Below are 16358 nucleotides of genomic sequence, written 5' to 3'. Positions count from 1 at the left end.
GGCCTGGAAATCGCCGAAATACTTCGTGATCGCAGCCGTCAGCGTCGTCTTGCCGTGGTCAACGTGACCGATCGTGCCGATGTTCACGTGCGGTTTGTTACGTTCAAACTTTGCCTTTGCCATGGTGTGGCTCCTTCTTTTCGTGTGGGTGCGGCAGGGAGGCCCCTGCCCTACGGATGGTGGGTAGGGCGGGGTTCACCCCGCCGCCCCGCTTAAGCGTACTTGCTCTGGATCTCTTCGCTGATGTTCTGCGGCACGGGTTCGTAGTGGTCGAACTGCATGGTGAAGTTCGCACGGCCCGAGGACATCGAACGCAGGGTATTGATGTAGCCGAACATGTTGGCCAGCGGCACGAAGGCGTCGATCGCGATGGCGTTGCCGCGCGTATCCTGCCCCTGCACCTGGCCACGACGCGAGGTCAGGTCACCGATGATGCCACCGGTGTATTCCTCGGGCGTCACCACCTCGACCTTCATGATCGGCTCGAGCAGCTTGGCGCCGGCCTTCTTCATGGCTTCGCGCATCCACTGACGTGCTGCGATCTCGAACGCCAGAACCGAGGAGTCAACATCGTGGAACTTGCCGTCGATCAGCTGAACCTTGAAGTCGATGACCGGGAAGCCCGCCAGCGGACCGGAGTCCATGACCGATTTCACGCCCTTCTCGACGCCGGGGATGTATTCCTTCGGCACCGCACCACCGACGATCTTGCTTTCGAACGAGTAACCTTCGCCCGGCTCGGTCGGGGTGATGATCATCTTCACCTCGGCGAACTGACCCGAACCACCCGACTGCTTCTTGTGGGTGTAGGTATGCTCGGTCTCGCGCGAGATCGTCTCGCGGTAAGCCACCTGCGGCGCACCGATGTTGGCTTCGACCTTGAATTCGCGCTTCAGGCGATCCACCAGGATGTCGAGGTGAAGTTCGCCCATGCCCTTCATGATCGTCTGACCCGATTCCAGGTCGGTCTCGACGCGGAACGACGGATCTTCGGCAGCCAGACGGGCCAGGCCCATCGACATCTTTTCCTGGTCGGCTTTGGTCTTGGGCTCGACGGCGATCTCGATGACCGGATCCGGGAAGCTCATGGTTTCCAGGACCACCGGGTCGTTGACCGCCGACAGCGTGTCACCGGTCGTGGTGTTCTTCAGACCGGCCAGGGCGATGATGTCACCGGCCCAGGCTTCCGAAATCTCGTCCTGCTTGTTGGAGTGCATCATCACCATGCGGCCGATGCGTTCCTTGGTGCCCTTGGTCGAGTTCAGGAGCGTGTCGCCCTTCTCCATCTTGCCCGAATAGATGCGGGTGAAGGTCAGGGTGCCCATGTAGGGGTCGTTCATGATCTTGAACGCCAGCCCCGAGAACGGCATGTCGTCATCGGCGCGGCGCGCGATGTTGCGGGTCTCGGTTTCGTCGCCCGGCTTGAAGCCCATGTAGTCGACCACGTCCAGCGGGCTGGGCAGGTAATCGATCACGGCGTTCAGCAGCGGCTGCATGCCCTTGTTCTTGAAGGCCGAACCGGCAAGGATCGGAACGAAGGTCATGCTGAGCGTGCCCTTGCGGATCAGCTTGCGCAGGGTTTCCACGTCGGGCTCTTCGCCTTCGAGATAGGCCTCCATGACATCGTCGTCCATTTCGACGGCCATTTCGATCATCTCGTTGCGCATCTCGGCGGCCTTGTCGGCCAGCTCGGCGCGGATCTCGCGCTGCTCCCAGGAGGCGCCCAGGTCTTCACCGGCCCAGACCCATTCCTGCATGGTCACCAGATCGATGATGCCTTCAAGCTCGTTCTCCGAACCGATGGGCATCTGGACCGGGCAAGGACGCGCACCGGTGCGGTCCTTGATCATGCGAACGCAGTTGAAGAAGTCGGCGCCGATCTTGTCCATCTTGTTGACAAAGACGATGCGCGGAACCTTGTAGCGGTCGGCCTGGCGCCAGACGGTTTCGGTCTGCGGTTCGACACCGGCGTTGGCGTCCAGAACGGCGATGGCGCCATCCAGAACGGCCAGCGAACGTTCGACTTCGATGGTGAAGTCGACGTGGCCGGGGGTGTCGATGATGTTCATGCGGTGCTTCTTGGAATCGGGCTCGACGCCGTTTTCGGTCCGCTCCCAGAAGGTGGTCGTGGCGGCAGAGGTGATCGTGATGCCACGCTCCTGCTCCTGCTCCATCCAATCCATGGTGGCAGCGCCATCGTGCACTTCGCCGATGTTGTGCGATTTGCCCGTGTAAAACAGGATGCGCTCGGAACAGGTGGTCTTGCCGGCGTCGATATGCGCCATGATCCCGAAGTTACGGTAGCGCTCGAGAGGATAGTCGCGTGCCATTTGGGGCTGCTCCTGGAGAGTTTGGATGTCGCGCAGCGCGCCCGTATGGCGCGCCGCAGAATGTTACCAGCGGTAGTGGCTGAATGCCTTGTTGGCGTCGGCCATCTTGTGGGTGTCTTCGCGCTTTTTCACGGCGGAACCGCGGCCGTTGACGGCATCGGCCAGTTCACCGGCAAGGCGTTCTTCCATGGTGTTCTCGTTGCGCTTCTTGGACGCATCGATCAGCCAGCGAATCGCCAGGGCTTCGCGGCGCTCGGGGCGCACTTCGACCGGCACCTGGTAGGTGGCACCACCCACGCGGCGCGAGCGGACCTCGACGGCGGGCTTGATGTTGTCCAGGCACTCGTGAAACACCTCGACGGGCGACTTCTTGAGCTTGGCTTCGACCCGGTCGAACGCGTTGTAGACAATACGCTCGGCGACGGATTTCTTGCCGTCGATCATCAGGTTGTTCATGAACTTGGTCAGAACGCGGTCACCATACTTGGCGTCCGGCAGAACTTCGCGTTTTTCGGCGGCGTGGCGGCGTGACATGCTGAAATCCTCTTATTTCGGACGCTTCGCGCCATACTTGGAGCGGCGCTGTTTACGGTTCTTGACGCCCTGGGTATCCAGAACACCACGCAGGATGTGATAACGCACACCGGGAAGGTCTTTCACACGGCCGCCACGGATCAGGACCACCGAGTGCTCCTGAAGGTTGTGCGATTCGCCGCCGATGTAGCTGATCACCTCAAAGCCATTGGTCAGGCGCACCTTGGCAACCTTACGCATGGCCGAGTTCGGCTTCTTCGGCGTGGTCGTGTAAACACGCGTGCAGACACCCCGCTTCTGGGGGCAGCCCTGCAGGTGCATGGATTTCGAGCTTCGTACTTTCGGCTGCCGCGGCTTGCGGATCAGCTGTTGGATCGTTGGCATTCCGGTCTTATCCCCGTGTTGCAACACATTTAATTACGCGCCCCACTGGGACGACAATGCTTCGCCCGCATCGACCGGGCCTGGTGGGGCGCGCGCCCCGGTGAATTCTCATGCGCCTCACGCGTCCGCAAAACACAAAAACCGCTCTGCTCGCCCTTGCGGGGAACACGCGGTGGGTTTCCAGAGGATCGGGCCGCAAGGGCCGGATCGTGACCACATCAGTTCTGTAAAGCGCAGGCGAAAAACGTAGTTCACCTGCCTTGGTGGGCGCCGTATAGGCCGAGTCTCGGGGGGTGTCAACAGGCTGCGCAACCTCGGCCCGGCGCATGGGCCGACGATGACCCCACGACGCGCGCCACGTTTGCGCCACATTGCATACGCATTGGCGCCGCATTTGCCCCCTAGGCTTGGGCCAAGGCACCGACTGCGGGCAAACCGTGGCGGGCCGGCCCGACAGAACGGGCACCACCCGGGGCAGTTGGGGCGATATCCGATGGCAGATACACTCGCAAGCGGGTTGTTCATCAGCGAAATTCTGGCCGACAACGCCGGGAGCACCGCGATTGACACCGATGGCGACGGCGGCAAGACCAAGGGCGACGAATTCATCGAGTTCCAGAACGCCAGCGCCAGCACCGCTTCGCTGGAGGGGCTTCAGGTCTGGTCACAGAAGAACGGGCTTCTCTATACCTTCGGGCCGGGCGCGGCCCTGGCCCCCGGCGAAACCGCCACGCTTGTCGGCGAATATACCGGCCCCCCGCCCCCGGGGTTCTATAGCGCGGGCATCGCCAACAACGGCAATTTCCTGCCCGATGGCGAGAATTCCAAGTTCGATACGCTCTATCTCTACGATCCGGGCAACAACACCTATATTGCCCTGTCCTATGGCGCCCCGCCCCGCGATGCGACGCCGCCCGCCGGTTTCCCCTCGGGCGCAACCCAGTCGGGCAGCGGCGAATCGATCAACTCGGACGCGCCGAACGGGCGCGCCTTCAGCCGCAACAGCGACGGCAATTTCGTCGAATCCGATCCGACGCCCGGCACCAGTGATGTGGTCTGCCTGGTTGCGGGCACGCAGATCGCGGTTCCCGGCGGAACGGTTGCAGTCGAAGATCTGCAGCCCGGCCAGAAGGTCTGTGTCAAGGACGGACCGGCGCAGGTGCTGCGGGCCGTCGGGCGCACCCATCTGTCGGCGCAGATCCTGGCGCGCCTGCCGATGCTGGCGCCCGTCACCCTGCCCGTCGGTGCCGTGGGCAACGACCGCGCGCTTGCCCTGTCACCGAACCATCGGGTGGCCGTCTCCGGCCCCGAACTTGACCTGCTGTTCGGTGGCGGCGAATTCCTGGTGCCCGCAAAGTGCCTTGCCCCGGCCATATCGCCGCAGGGGCCGCAGGGCGTTCAGTATCTGCACCTGCTGTTTGACGATCACCACCTTGTGCTTGCAAACGGGCTTTGGGTCGAAAGCCTGTATCTGGGCGATGTCGGGGCAAGCTGGGTTCAGGGGCAACGCAACCTGGGCACCCTGCGCGAAGAGAACGCCGCCCACACCGACCGGATCACCCACCGTGCCACCGCCCGCCCCTGCCTGCGTGCCTTCGAGATGGCCGCGCTTGCCGGTCCCGCGCGCGCCCTCGCCCCGCTGGCAGCCTAGGGCATCCGGGGGCGGACGACGCGGCTCAGCTTCTGTTCGCGGTAGAGGGTGAAACCCCCAGTGGCCACGATGATCGCCGCGCCCAGCAGGGTCAGCGGCAGTGGCCATTCGCCAAAGACAACGAACCCCAGGATCAGCGCCGCGATCAGACTGGCATAGCGGAAAGGCGCGATGAAGCCAATTTCACCCACACGCATGGCCATCACGCTGGACAGATAGCCGACGATGATAAAGGCCGTCGCCCCGCCCAGAAGGCCCAGATCACGGCCCGAGATGGCAACCCATGGCGTGAACAGCGCGGCGCAACCGGCCGCCGTTCCGACCCCAAGCGCGGTGAACAGCGCGACGCTGAGCGATGAGACATCGCGCGACAGGCCCCGCGCCGCCAGATCGCGCACCGTCACCGCCACCACGGCCCCGACGGCGTAGAGGGAATAGAGGTTAAACCCCTCGGTTCCGGGCCGCACAATCAGCAGAACGCCGCAGAATCCCACGCCGATGGCCGTCAGCCGACGCCAGCCCAGCGGTTCGGCAAACACCACCGCACTGGCCAGTGTGACCGAAAGCGGCAACACCTGCAGAATGGCCGAGACATTGGCCAGCGGCATCTGGCTGAGCGCGGACATGAACAAGAAGGCGCCGAACAGCTCGGCCAGGGTGCGCAGGGCGATCAGCCAACGGTCGCGGGGCAGCCGTGGCATGCGCAGGCCGCGCAGCGCGATCCCCAGAACAAGCAACAGCACCGAGGTGAAGACACCGCGCAGGAACAAGGCCTGGAACAGCGGAACATTGTCGAGCACCGACTTCATGAAGGCGTCGTTGACCGTGAAGGCGACCATGCAAGTCGCCATCAACAGTGCGCCTCGCATGTTGTCGGTCAGGATACCCATGGCGCCGCCTTAGCACCCTTGCGGGGGCGGCGCCATGGGCTTGATCAGTTGGCCGTCGTGGCGTTGGCCAAGCCGATGCGCTCTTCGCCGTCGGCGTCCCATTTCGCCTCTTCGGCGGCACTGGCCTTGGGCGAGAACAGCCCGCTCCAGGCGTAGAAGATGCCGATCAGCGGCGACAACCAGCAGGCAAAGGCCAGCGGAATGTAGAGCAGGTTCTCGAAGTTGCCGTCGTTGATCCCCAGCGCCAGCGCCGAGATCACGAAGGCCCCGCCCGCGTTCCAGGGGATCAGCGGCGAAATCAGCGTGCCGCCCTCTTCGATCCCCCGTGCGAGGTTCAGGGTCGAATAGCCCATGCCGCGATAGACAGGTGCATACATCCGGCCCGGCAGCGCGATCGACAGATAGGGGTCGCCCGCGACGGCATTGGTGGCCATCGACGTCATGATCGCCGAGGTCTGGATGCCGGCGAAGGATTTCACCCGCGCGATGATCTGGTCGATCACGGCCTCAAGGCAGCGGGTCCGCTCAAGCGCACCACCGAACCCGAGGGCCAGCAGCACCAGGCTGATCGTCCACATCATCGACTGGACGCCACCGCGGTTCAGCAGGCTGTCGATCTCGGCCACGCCGGTATCGATGGAGAAGCCCGAGTTGGCATAGGTGAAGATGGCGCGCAGGCCTTCGCCCTGAAAGAACATCGCCATGATGCCCCCCAGGACTACACCGGCGAACAGCGACGGGATCGGCGGGTTCTTCATGACCGCCAGGATGATGACCAGCAGCGCAGGCAGAAGAAGCCAGGGCGAGATCCAGAAGGTTTCATTCAGCGCGGTGGTGATCGCCTCGATCTGCTCGAACGAGGTATTGCCGCCGTCGATCAGGAAGTAACCGGCGAAGATATAGATCGCCAGGGCCGCCAGCATCGCCCGAACAGTGGTGGGAAGCATGTTGCGGATGTGATCGAACACGTTGGTGCCGGTCACGGCGGGGGCCAGGTTGGTGGTGTCGGACAGGGGCGAAATCTTGTCCCCGAAAAAGGCGCCCGACACGACGGCGCCGGCCGTCCAGTAGACCGGAATGTCGAAACCCGCGCCAATGCCCATCAGCGCCAGGCCGACGGTGCCGACCGTGCCCCAGGAGGTGCCAAGCGAAACCGAAACCACCGAACAGAGGATCATCGCCGCCGCGAGGAAGATCTGCGGGCTGAGCACCAGCAGACCGTAGTAGATCAGCGTGGGTACCGTGCCGCTGGCGATCCAGACACCGATGATCATGCCCACCACGATCAGAACCGAGACCGAGGGCAGCGAAATCTTGATGACGTGGAACACGCCTTCTTCGATGCTGTCCCAGTCGTGGCCGAGATAGATCCCCACCAGCGCAGTGATCGCGATGCCGATGGCAAGCGGGATATGGGGCACGAACTTGCCGAAATAGAACAGCTGAAGCGCAAGCACCGCCAGCGTCAGCAAGATCGGCACAAGCGCAAGCGCAAGTCCGGGTTTGCGGAATTCTCGGGTCGACATGGCATCTCCTCCTCAAGACCTTGGGCGCATGGCCCGAAGCCGTCATGATAGGCGCGCCCCTGCCACTGTGGAATGGCCATTTGTCCGCGAATTCGGCCCAGCAAGGGCCATCTGCCTGAAGATTCGTCTTTTCAAAGGAAAAAGGCCCCACCTTGCGGCGGGGCCTTTTCAAACCGACGATCGGTCGGGGCGTCGCGACGGGCTTATTCGTCGCGGCTTTCCGGCGTCATGACCAGGCCGCTGTCCTGCGCGTCACCACCGATATCCTCGGCCGGGGCAGCCAGGGCTGCGGCGGCTTCGGCTTCGGCCTGGGCGGCCTTCAGCACCTTCAGGTCACGCTCGGCGGCGATGCGGCGCACCTTCTGGGTGGCCCCACCGGTGCCCGCCGGGATCAGGCGGCCAACGATGACGTTCTCTTTCAGGCCCACCAGCTTGTCCCGCTTGCCCTGCACCGAAGCCTCGGTCAGGACGCGCGTGGTTTCCTGGAACGACGCCGCCGAGATGAAGCTGCGGGTCTGCAGCGACGCCTTGGTGATGCCCAGCAGGATCGGTTCGCCCGATGCGGGGCGCCCACCCTTCTTGGCGGCCTTCTCGTTGGCCTCGTCGAACTCGGCCTTGTCGACGTGTTCGCCCTTGAGCAGCGTGGTTTCCCCGCTGTCCAGGATCTCCCACTTCTGCAGCATCTGGCGCACGATCACCTCAATGTGCTTGTCGTTGATCTTCACGCCCTGCAGACGATAGACGTCCTGCACCTCGTCGATCATGTAATCGGCCAGCGCCTCGACCCCCATGACCGCAAGAATATCGTGCGGTGCCGGGTTGCCATCCATGATGTAGTCGCCCTTGTGGACGAAATCGCCCTCGGCCACGGGGATGTGCTTGCCCTTCGGGATCATGTATTCGACAGGCACGCCGTCTTCCTCGACCGGAACGATCGCGATACGGCGCTTGTTCTTGTAGTCCTTGCCGAATTTCACATGACCATCGATCTCGGCGATGATCGCGTGATCCTTGGGACGGCGCGCCTCGAACAGTTCGGCCACACGCGGCAGACCACCCGTGATGTCCTTGGTCTTGGCGCCTTCACGCGGAATACGCGCGACGACATCGCCGGCCTTCACCTCGGCGCCGTCCTCGATCGAGAGGATGGCATCGACCGACATCGGATAGGTCACCGGGTTGCCCGCATCGTTGCGGACCGGTTCGCCATCTTCGCCCACGATGATGATCTCGGGCTTCAGTTCGTTGCCTTTCGGCGCCGAACGCCAGTCGGTCACGATCTTCTGGGTCATGCCGGTGGCTTCGTCGGTATCATCCCGCACCGAAAGACCGGTAATCAGGTCGACGAAGCGTGCCGTACCGGCCTTCTCGGCGATGATCGGCAGGGTGTAGGGGTCCCACTCGAACAGCTTGTCGCCGCGGGCGATCTGGGCGCCCTCCTTGACATGCACCGTGGTACCATAGCCCAGCTTGAAGCTGGCCCGTTCCACGCCGTTCTCGTCCATGATCGCCAGAACCATGTTGCGGCCCATGACAACCGAGGCGCCCGAGTCGTTGTCGAGCAGGTTGGCATTGCGGAACTCGGCAATACCTTCCTGACCGGCTTCCTGGAACGACTGCTGACCACCCTGGGCCACGCCGCCGATGTGGAACGTCCGCATCGTAAGCTGCGTGCCGGGTTCACCGATCGACTGTGCCGCGATGATTCCCACCGCTTCACCCTGGTTCACCAGCGTGCCGCGGGCCAGGTCACGGCCATAGCACTGGGCGCAGACGCCTTCCTCGGCCTCACAGGTGAGGGGCGAGCGCAGACGCGCCGTTGCCAGGCCCGAGGTTTCGATGATGTCGGCCTTGCGCTCGTCGATCAGCTCGCCACGGGCCACCATCACCTCTTCGGTGCCGGGGCGCACCAGGTCCTCGGCCGCGACACGGCCCAGCACACGTTCCCCCAGGGATGCCACGACCTCACCGTCGTTGACGGCGGCCTTGGCGGTGACGGCACGTTCGGTGCCGCAATCGTGCATGCGCACGATGCAGTCCTGCGCGACGTCCACCAGACGGCGGGTCAGATAGCCCGAGTTCGCGGTCTTCAGCGCGGTATCCGACAGACCCTTGCGGGCGCCGTGGGTCGAGTTGAAGTATTCAAGAACGGTCAGACCTTCCTTGAAGTTCGAGATGATCGGCGTCTCGATGATCTCGCCGTTCGGCTTGGCCATCAGGCCGCGCATGCCGCCCAGCTGTTTCATCTGGGTGACAGAACCACGGGCGCCCGAGTGGGCCATCATGTAGACCGAGTTCGGCTCGTTCTCGGCCCCGTTCGCATCGCGACCCGAGGTCGAGATGGTCGACATCATGGCTTCGGTGACCTTGTCGTTACACTTGCTCCAGGCATCGACAACCTTGTTGTACTTTTCGCCCTGGGTGATCAGGCCGTCCATGTACTGCTGTTCGAAATCCTTCACCTGGTCGCGGGTCTCGTCCACCAGCGGCCACTTGGAGTCGGGGATGACCATGTCGTCCTTGCCGAAGGAAATCCCGGCCTTGAACGCCTCGCGGAAACCCATGGTCATGATCTGGTCGCAGAAGATGACCGATTCCTTCTGACCGCAATAACGGTAGACGGTATCGATGACCTGCTGCACTTCCTTCTTGCGCAGCAGACGGTTGACCAGGCTGAAGGGCGCCTTGGCGTTCAGCGGCAGGAGCGCACCCAGGCGCACACGGCCCGGCGTGGTTTCGAACCGCTTGAGAACCTCGTTGCCCTCTTCGTCGATCTGCGGCAGGCGGGCCTGGATCTTGGCGTGCATGTGCACCTCGCCCGCGTCGAGGGCGTGCTGCACCTCGTCCACGTTCGAGAAGATCATGCCTTCACCCTTCATCCCCTCACGTTCCATCGTGATGTAGTAGAGACCAAGGATCATGTCCTGCGACGGAACGATGATCGGCGCGCCGTTGGCGGGCGACAGAACGTTGTTCGTCGACATCATCAGAACACGGGCTTCCAGCTGTGCCTCAAGGCTCAGCGGAACGTGCACGGCCATCTGGTCACCGTCGAAGTCGGCGTTGAAGGCCGAACAGACCAGCGGGTGAAGCTGGATCGCCTTGCCCTCGATCAGGATCGGCTCGAACGCCTGGATGCCCAGACGGTGCAGCGTCGGCGCACGGTTCAGCATGACCGGGTGTTCGCGGATCACCTCGTCCAGGATGTCCCAGACCTCGGGGCGTTCTTTCTCCACCAGCTTCTTGGCCTGCTTGACGGTGGAGCTCAGCCCCTTCGCCTCAAGACGCGAATAGATGAAGGGCTTGAACAGTTCCAAGGCCATCTTCTTGGGCAAACCGCACTGGTGCAGCTTCAGCTCGGGCCCGGTCACGATGACCGAACGGCCCGAGAAATCGACCCGCTTGCCCAGAAGGTTCTGGCGGAAACGGCCCTGCTTGCCCTTGAGCATGTCCGACAGCGATTTCAGCGGGCGCTTGTTGGCACCCGTGATCACCCGGCCGCGACGGCCGTTGTCGAACAGCGCATCGACGGATTCCTGCAGCATGCGCTTTTCGTTGCGCACGATGATGTCGGGCGCGCGCAGTTCGATCAGCCGCTTCAGGCGGTTGTTCCGGTTGATGACCCGGCGGTACAGATCGTTCAGGTCGGACGTGGCGAAGCGGCCACCGTCCAGCGGCACCAGCGGGCGCAGCTCGGGCGGGATGACCGGAACGACGGTCAGCACCATCCATTCCGGGCGGTTGCCGGATTCCAGGAAGCTCTCGACGATCTTCAGACGCTTGATGATCTTCTTGGGCTTCAGTTCGCCGGTCGCCTCTTTCAGCTCTTCGCGCAGACGGTCGGCCTCGGCCTCGAGGTCGATCATCGACAGCATTTCGCGGATCGCCTCGGCGCCGATGTTGGCCGTGAACGCATCCATGCCATAGGCATCCTGGGCGTCCATGTACTCTTCCTCGGTCAGCATCTGACCATAGGTAAGATCGGTCAGGCCGGGTTCGATCACGACGTAGTTTTCGAAGTACAGAACCCGCTCGAGATCACGCAGGGTCATGTCCAGCATCAGGCCGATGCGCGAGGGCAGCGACTTGAGGAACCAGATATGCGCGACCGGGCTGGCCAGTTCGATGTGGCCCATACGCTCGCGGCGGACCTTCTGCAGCGTGACTTCCACGCCGCACTTTTCGCAGACGACGCCGCGATACTTCATGCGCTTGTATTTGCCGCACAGGCATTCGTAATCCTTGATCGGGCCAAAGATACGCGCACAGAACAACCCGTCACGCTCGGGCTTGAACGTGCGGTAGTTGATGGTTTCGGGCTTCTTGATCTCACCGAACGACCACGACAGGATCCGCTCGGGCGACGCGAGCGAGATCTTGATCTCGTCGAACGTCTTGGGGGCCGCCAGCGGGTTGAACGGGTTGGTTGTCAGTTCCTGGTTCATTTCGTTTCCTTTTCGGACTCTTCGCAAACGAAGAGGAAGGTGTAACTGTCATCGGAATAGAGCCGTGTGAAATCTGTCAGTTCGAAGTCACGGCTTGCACACTGGGCGACGATCGCATCGCGAGCGTCGGTCGGACAGGTGAATGCGCCTTTGCATCGGGCTTTGGCCACGATTCCACCGCCCAGAAGCGCGCGTTCTTCGACGATTCTGGTCTGGGTACAGCCGACCATCAGGCCGCTCGCAATCAAACCCATCGTCGACATCCGCCCGATCACTCTTCGTCTTCCTCCGCATCCAGGAGTTCCATGTTCAGGCCAAGGCCGCGCACTTCCTTGACAAGGACGTTGAAGCTTTCGGGCACGCCGGCCTCGAAGTTGTCCTCGCCCTTGACGATGCTTTCATAGACCTTGGTGCGCCCGGCCACGTCGTCGGACTTGACCGTCAGCATCTCCTGCAGGGTGTAGGCGGCGCCGTAAGCCTCAAGCGCCCAGACCTCCATCTCACCGAAGCGCTGACCACCGAACTGCGCCTTACCACCCAGCGGCTGCTGCGTGACCAGGCTGTACGGCCCCGTCGAACGGGCGTGGATCTTGTCATCCACCAGGTGGTGCAGTTTCAGCAGGTACTTGACCCCCACCGTCACCTTGCGGCTGAACTCTTCGCCCGTGCGGCCATCGAACAGACGCGACTGACCCGAGGTGTCGAAGCCTGCACGGCGCAGACTGTCGTTCACATCGGCCTCTTTCGCGCCGTCGAAGACCGGCGTGGCGATCGGCACACCGCGCGTCACCGTGCTGGCGGCATCGACAAGCTGCTGCTCATCCATGTCGTGCAGCACTTCGTTGTGCACGTCGTCACCATAGGCGATCTTCATCGCCTCGCGTACCGGGGTCAGATCGCCGTTGCGGCGGTAGTCGTCCAGCGCCTCGTCCACCTTCAGGCCCAGACCGCGCGCGGCCCAGCCCATGTGGGTTTCGAGGATCTGACCGACGTTCATCCGCGACGGCACACCCAGCGGGTTCAGCACGAAATCGACCGGCGTTCCGTCTTCGAGGAACGGCATGTCCTCCATCGGAACGACCTTCGAGATCACACCCTTGTTGCCGTGACGCCCGGCCATCTTGTCGCCCGGCTGCAGCTTGCGCTTCACGGCCACGAAGACCTTGACCATCTTCATGACACCCGGCGGCAGGTCGTCACCACGGCGCACCTTTTCGACCTTGTCTTCGAAACGCGCATCCAGCGCCTTTTTCTGAATGTCGAACTGGGCGTGCAGCGCCTCGACCTGAGCGGCTTCCTGCTCTTCTCCGAGGGCAAGCTGCCACCACTGACCGCGGGTCAGCTGGTTGTCGAGCAGATCGTCGGTGATCATCGTGCCGGGCTTCACGCCCTTCGGACCCTTCACCGCCTCACGGCCTTCGATCATCGACCGCAGGCGCGCATAGATGTTGCGCTCGAGGATGGTCAGCTCGTCGTCCCGGTCACGGGCCAGGCGTTCCACCTCTTCCCGCTCGATCTGGAGGGCGCGTTCGTCCTTCTCAACGCCGTGGCGGTTGAAGACGCGCACTTCCACGACCGTGCCGAAGTCACCCGGCGGCAGCCGCAGCGAGGTGTCGCGGACGTCGCTGGCCTTTTCGCCGAAGATGGCCCGGAGCAGCTTTTCTTCCGGGGTCATCGGGCTTTCGCCCTTGGGCGTGATCTTGCCCACCAGAATGTCGGCCGGCCCGACCTCGGCACCGATATAGACGATGCCCGCCTCGTCGAGGTTGCGCAGCGCCTCTTCGCCCACGTTGGGAATGTCGCGGGTGATTTCCTCGGGCCCAAGCTTGGTATCACGCGCCGCCACTTCGAACTCGTCGATGTGGATGCTGGTGAACACGTCGTCTCGGGTGATCCGCTCGGAAATGAGGATCGAGTCTTCGTAGTTGTAGCCGTTCCAGGGCATGAAGGCGACGATGACGTTCTTGCCAAGCGCCAGTTCCCCCATGTCGGTGCTGGGGCCATCGGCAATCACTTCGCCACCGCGAACCTGATCGCCCACCTTCACCAGCGGACGCTGGTTGATGCAGGTGTTCTGGTTGCTGCGCTGGAACTTGCGCAGACGGTAGATATCGACACCGGCATCGCCCAGTTCAAGGTCTTCGGTGGCGCGCACAACGATACGGGTCGCATCGACCTGGTCGATGATACCGCCACGGCGGGCCATGATGGCGGCGCCGGAATCGCGTGCCACCACTTCTTCGATGCCGGTGCCCACATAGGGGGCCTCGGCCTGAAGCAGCGGAACGGCCTGACGTTGCATGTTCGAACCCATGAGGGCGCGGTTGGCGTCATCATTCTCAAGGAACGGGATCAGCGAGGCCGCAACCGAAACCAGCTGTTTCGGGGACACGTCGATCAGGTCAACCGAGGCGTTGGGCGCCAGGGTATAGTCGCCCGATTGCCGGGTGCTGACCAGATCGTTGATGAACCGGCCGTCCTCATCGAGGTTGGCGTTGGCCTGGGCCACGGTGTGGCGCATTTCCTCGGTGGCGGACATGTAGTGCACTTCGTCCGTCACCTGGCCGTCCTTGACCACGCGGTAGGGCGTTTCGATGAAGCCGTACTTGTTCACGCGAGCGAAGGTGGCCAGCGAGTTGATCAGACCGATGTTCGGCCCTTCCGGCGTTTCGATGGGGCACATCCGGCCATAGTGGGTGGGGTGCACGTCGCGCACTTCGAAACCGGCACGTTCGCGGGTCAGACCGCCCGGCCCAAGAGCCGAGAGGCGGCGCTTGTGGGTCACTTCCGACAGCGGGTTGGTCTGGTCCATGAACTGCGATAGTTGCGAGCTGCCGAAGAATTCGCGCACCGCGGCCGCGGCCGGCTTGGCGTTGATCAGATCCTGCGGCATCACCGTGTCGATCTCGACGCTGGACATGCGCTCCTTGATGGCGCGCTCCATGCGCAGAAGGCCGACGCGGTACTGGTTCTCCATCAGTTCCCCGACCGAGCGCACGCGGCGGTTGCCCAGGTGGTCGATGTCGTCGATGTCGCCACGCCCGTCGCGCAGGTCCACCAGCGCCTTGATGCAGGCGACGATGTCTTCGCGGCGCAGGGTACGCACGGTATCCTCGGCGTCGAGATCCAGACGCATGTTCATCTTCACCCGGCCGACGGCGGACAGGTCATAGCGTTCGCTGTCGAAGAACAGCGTGTCGAACAGGTTGCTGGCGGCCTCGACGGTGGGCGGTTCGCCCGGGCGCATCACGCGGTAGATGTCCATGAGCGCGGTGTCGCGGCCCATGTTCTTGTCCAGCGCCATGGTGTTGCGCATGTAGGGGCCGTGGTTGATGTTGTCGATGTCAAGGCAGGGAATCTCGGTGATCCCGGCTTCGATCAGTTCGTAGAGCGTGCCGCCCGTGACATCGCCCTGCTTGTCGACTTCCCAGGTCAGTTCATCCCCGGCTTCGACATAGATCGCGCCGGTTTCTTCGTTGATGATGTCCTTGGCCACATAGCGGCCGACGATCTGATCAAAGGGGATCAGCAGTTCGGAAACCTTGCCCTCGTCGATCAGTTTCTTGACGGCGCGCGGAGTCACCTTCTTGCCAGCCTCGGCGATCACCTCACCGGTGGCGGCATCGACAAGATCGTGGCCCGGCCGGGTGCCGCGCACGCGCTCGGGGAAGAACTTGGTCACCCAACCCTTGTTCTTCTCAAGCTTGAAATTGACGGTGTTGTAGTAGGCGTCCATGATCGCCTCCTGGTCCAGCCCGAGGGCATAGAGCAGGGTCGTCACCGGCAGCTTGCGGCGACGGTCGATCCGGCAGAACACGATGTCCTTGGCGTCGAATTCGAAATCCAGCCAGGACCCGCGATAGGGAATGATGCGGCAGGCGAACAGCAGCTTGCCCGAGGAATGGGTCTTGCCCTTGTCGTGGTCGAAGAACACGCCGGGCGAACGGTGCATCTGCGACACGATCACGCGCTCGGTGCCGTTCACGATGAACGTACCGTTATGCGTCATCAGGGGCATGTCGCCCATGAAGACGTCCTGTTCCTTGATGTCCTTCACCGACTTGGCGCCGGTATCCTCATCGACATCGAACACGATCAGACGCAGCGTCACCTTCAAGGGCGCGCTGTAGGTCATGTCACGCTGCTGGCATTCCTCGACGTCGTACTTGGGCTTCTCCAGTTCGTACTTCACGAATTCCAGAACGGCGGTTTCGTTGAAGTCCTTGATCGGAAAGACCGACTGGAACACACCCTTGATGCCTTCGCCGTCCATTGGCTGATCCTGGTCACCGGACCGCAGGAACAGGTCATACGAGGATTTCTGAACCTCGATGAGGTTCGGCATTTCGAGAACTTCACGGATCTTGCCGTAATACTTGCGCAGGCGTTTCTGGCCGAGGAATGTCGATGCCATGTGGCGTCACCTTTCTTTTCGCGGGCAATCCACCGTTGGGCGGCGGCGGATGGCCCTCACGAAACAGCGGGTTCAGATCCATACCTGGCCACCTTCCCACAGGCGACCTCCCGATCCTGAACCGCGGCTTGGGAAAGGCTGACGCATCAGCCCTTCCCGAGACGCGGGCGGCTGGCCCCGGAAT

The 16358-nt window shown here is 62.8% G+C and carries 10 protein-coding genes; 1 reads left to right on the top strand and 9 read right to left on the bottom strand.

The genetic code is table 11. From position 1 onward, the window contains the following. The 4 genes from H7828_RS22020 to rpsL form a co-directional block, all read right to left on the bottom strand. The coding region (locus tag H7828_RS22020) for a GTP-binding protein (protein WP_240611103.1) at window positions 1-123 on the bottom strand (123 nt) is incomplete at its 3' end. An 89-nt stretch (window positions 124-212) separates the two neighbouring features. Further along, window positions 213-2330, bottom strand: coding sequence for an elongation factor G (fusA, locus tag H7828_RS22015; protein ID WP_226783229.1), 2118 nt, complete (start codon window positions 2328-2330; stop codon window positions 213-215). Between the two features lie 63 nt (window positions 2331-2393). Further along, window positions 2394-2864, bottom strand: coding sequence for a 30S ribosomal protein S7 (rpsG, locus tag H7828_RS22010; protein WP_226783228.1), 471 nt, complete (start codon window positions 2862-2864; stop codon window positions 2394-2396). Between the two features lie 12 nt (window positions 2865-2876). Beyond that, window positions 2877-3248, bottom strand: a complete 372-nt coding sequence (rpsL, locus tag H7828_RS22005) for a 30S ribosomal protein S12 (protein ID WP_099826128.1) — start codon at window positions 3246-3248, stop codon at window positions 2877-2879. 493 nt (window positions 3249-3741) lie between these two features. On the opposite strand from rpsL, the gene H7828_RS22000 reads away from it, so the two are divergent. After that, window positions 3742-4899 carry a Hint domain-containing protein gene (locus tag H7828_RS22000; RefSeq protein WP_226783227.1) on the top strand — a complete coding sequence of 386 codons (1158 nt, stop codon included), beginning with the start codon at window positions 3742-3744 and terminating at the stop codon, window positions 4897-4899. On the opposite strand, the gene H7828_RS21995 is transcribed toward H7828_RS22000, so the two are convergent. The 5 genes from H7828_RS21995 to rpoB all read right to left on the bottom strand — a co-directional run bounded on the left by H7828_RS21995 (window position 4896) and on the right by rpoB (window position 16174). Continuing rightward, window positions 4896-5789: a DMT family transporter gene (locus H7828_RS21995; protein ID WP_226783226.1), complete on the bottom strand. Its 894-nt coding sequence runs from the start codon at window positions 5787-5789 to the stop codon at window positions 4896-4898. The genes H7828_RS22000 and H7828_RS21995 overlap by 4 nt on opposite strands. A 44-nt stretch (window positions 5790-5833) precedes the next feature. Next, window positions 5834-7315, bottom strand: coding sequence for a Na+/H+ antiporter NhaC (gene nhaC, locus H7828_RS21990; RefSeq protein WP_226783225.1), 1482 nt, complete (start codon window positions 7313-7315; stop codon window positions 5834-5836). A gap of 203 nt (window positions 7316-7518) precedes the next feature. After that, on the bottom strand, window positions 7519-11760 hold the full coding sequence (rpoC, locus tag H7828_RS21985) for a DNA-directed RNA polymerase subunit beta' (protein ID WP_226783224.1): 4242 nt from the start codon (window positions 11758-11760) through the stop codon (window positions 7519-7521). Then, on the bottom strand, window positions 11757-12035 hold the full coding sequence (locus H7828_RS21980; RefSeq protein WP_226783223.1) for a hypothetical protein: 279 nt from the start codon (window positions 12033-12035) through the stop codon (window positions 11757-11759). Before H7828_RS21980 ends, rpoC begins: the two co-directional genes overlap by 4 nt. Further along, complete coding sequence (gene rpoB, locus H7828_RS21975; protein WP_226783222.1) at window positions 12032-16174, bottom strand: DNA-directed RNA polymerase subunit beta; 4143 nt, start codon at window positions 16172-16174, stop codon at window positions 12032-12034. The genes H7828_RS21980 and rpoB overlap by 4 nt, the downstream gene beginning before the upstream one ends. Window positions 16175-16358: the final 184 nt, after the last annotated feature.

Origin of the sequence: Oceaniglobus trochenteri (genome assembly GCF_020529025.1) — a bacterium.
Classification (GTDB): Bacteria; Pseudomonadota; Alphaproteobacteria; order Rhodobacterales; family Rhodobacteraceae; genus Oceaniglobus; species Oceaniglobus trochenteri.
Note: the sequence above shows the minus strand (reverse complement) of the source record. Positions and strands in the feature narration are given on the sequence as shown.

Coding starts and splice junctions, on each gene's coding strand:
- rpoC (WP_226783224.1), bottom strand. CDS start 11,760: ATGAACCAGGAACTGACAACCAACCCGTTCAACCCGCTGGCGGCCCCC.
- rpsL (WP_099826128.1), bottom strand. CDS start 3,248: ATGCCAACGATCCAACAGCTGATCCGCAAGCCGCGGCAGCCGAAAGTA.
- rpoB (WP_226783222.1), bottom strand. CDS start 16,174: ATGGCATCGACATTCCTCGGCCAGAAACGCCTGCGCAAGTATTACGGC.
- rpsG (WP_226783228.1), bottom strand. CDS start 2,864: ATGTCACGCCGCCACGCCGCCGAAAAACGCGAAGTTCTGCCGGACGCC.
- H7828_RS22000 (WP_226783227.1), top strand. CDS start 3,742: ATGGCAGATACACTCGCAAGCGGGTTGTTCATCAGCGAAATTCTGGCC.
- fusA (WP_226783229.1), bottom strand. CDS start 2,330: ATGGCACGCGACTATCCTCTCGAGCGCTACCGTAACTTCGGGATCATG.
- nhaC (WP_226783225.1), bottom strand. CDS start 7,315: ATGTCGACCCGAGAATTCCGCAAACCCGGACTTGCGCTTGCGCTTGTG.
- H7828_RS21995 (WP_226783226.1), bottom strand. CDS start 5,789: ATGGGTATCCTGACCGACAACATGCGAGGCGCACTGTTGATGGCGACT.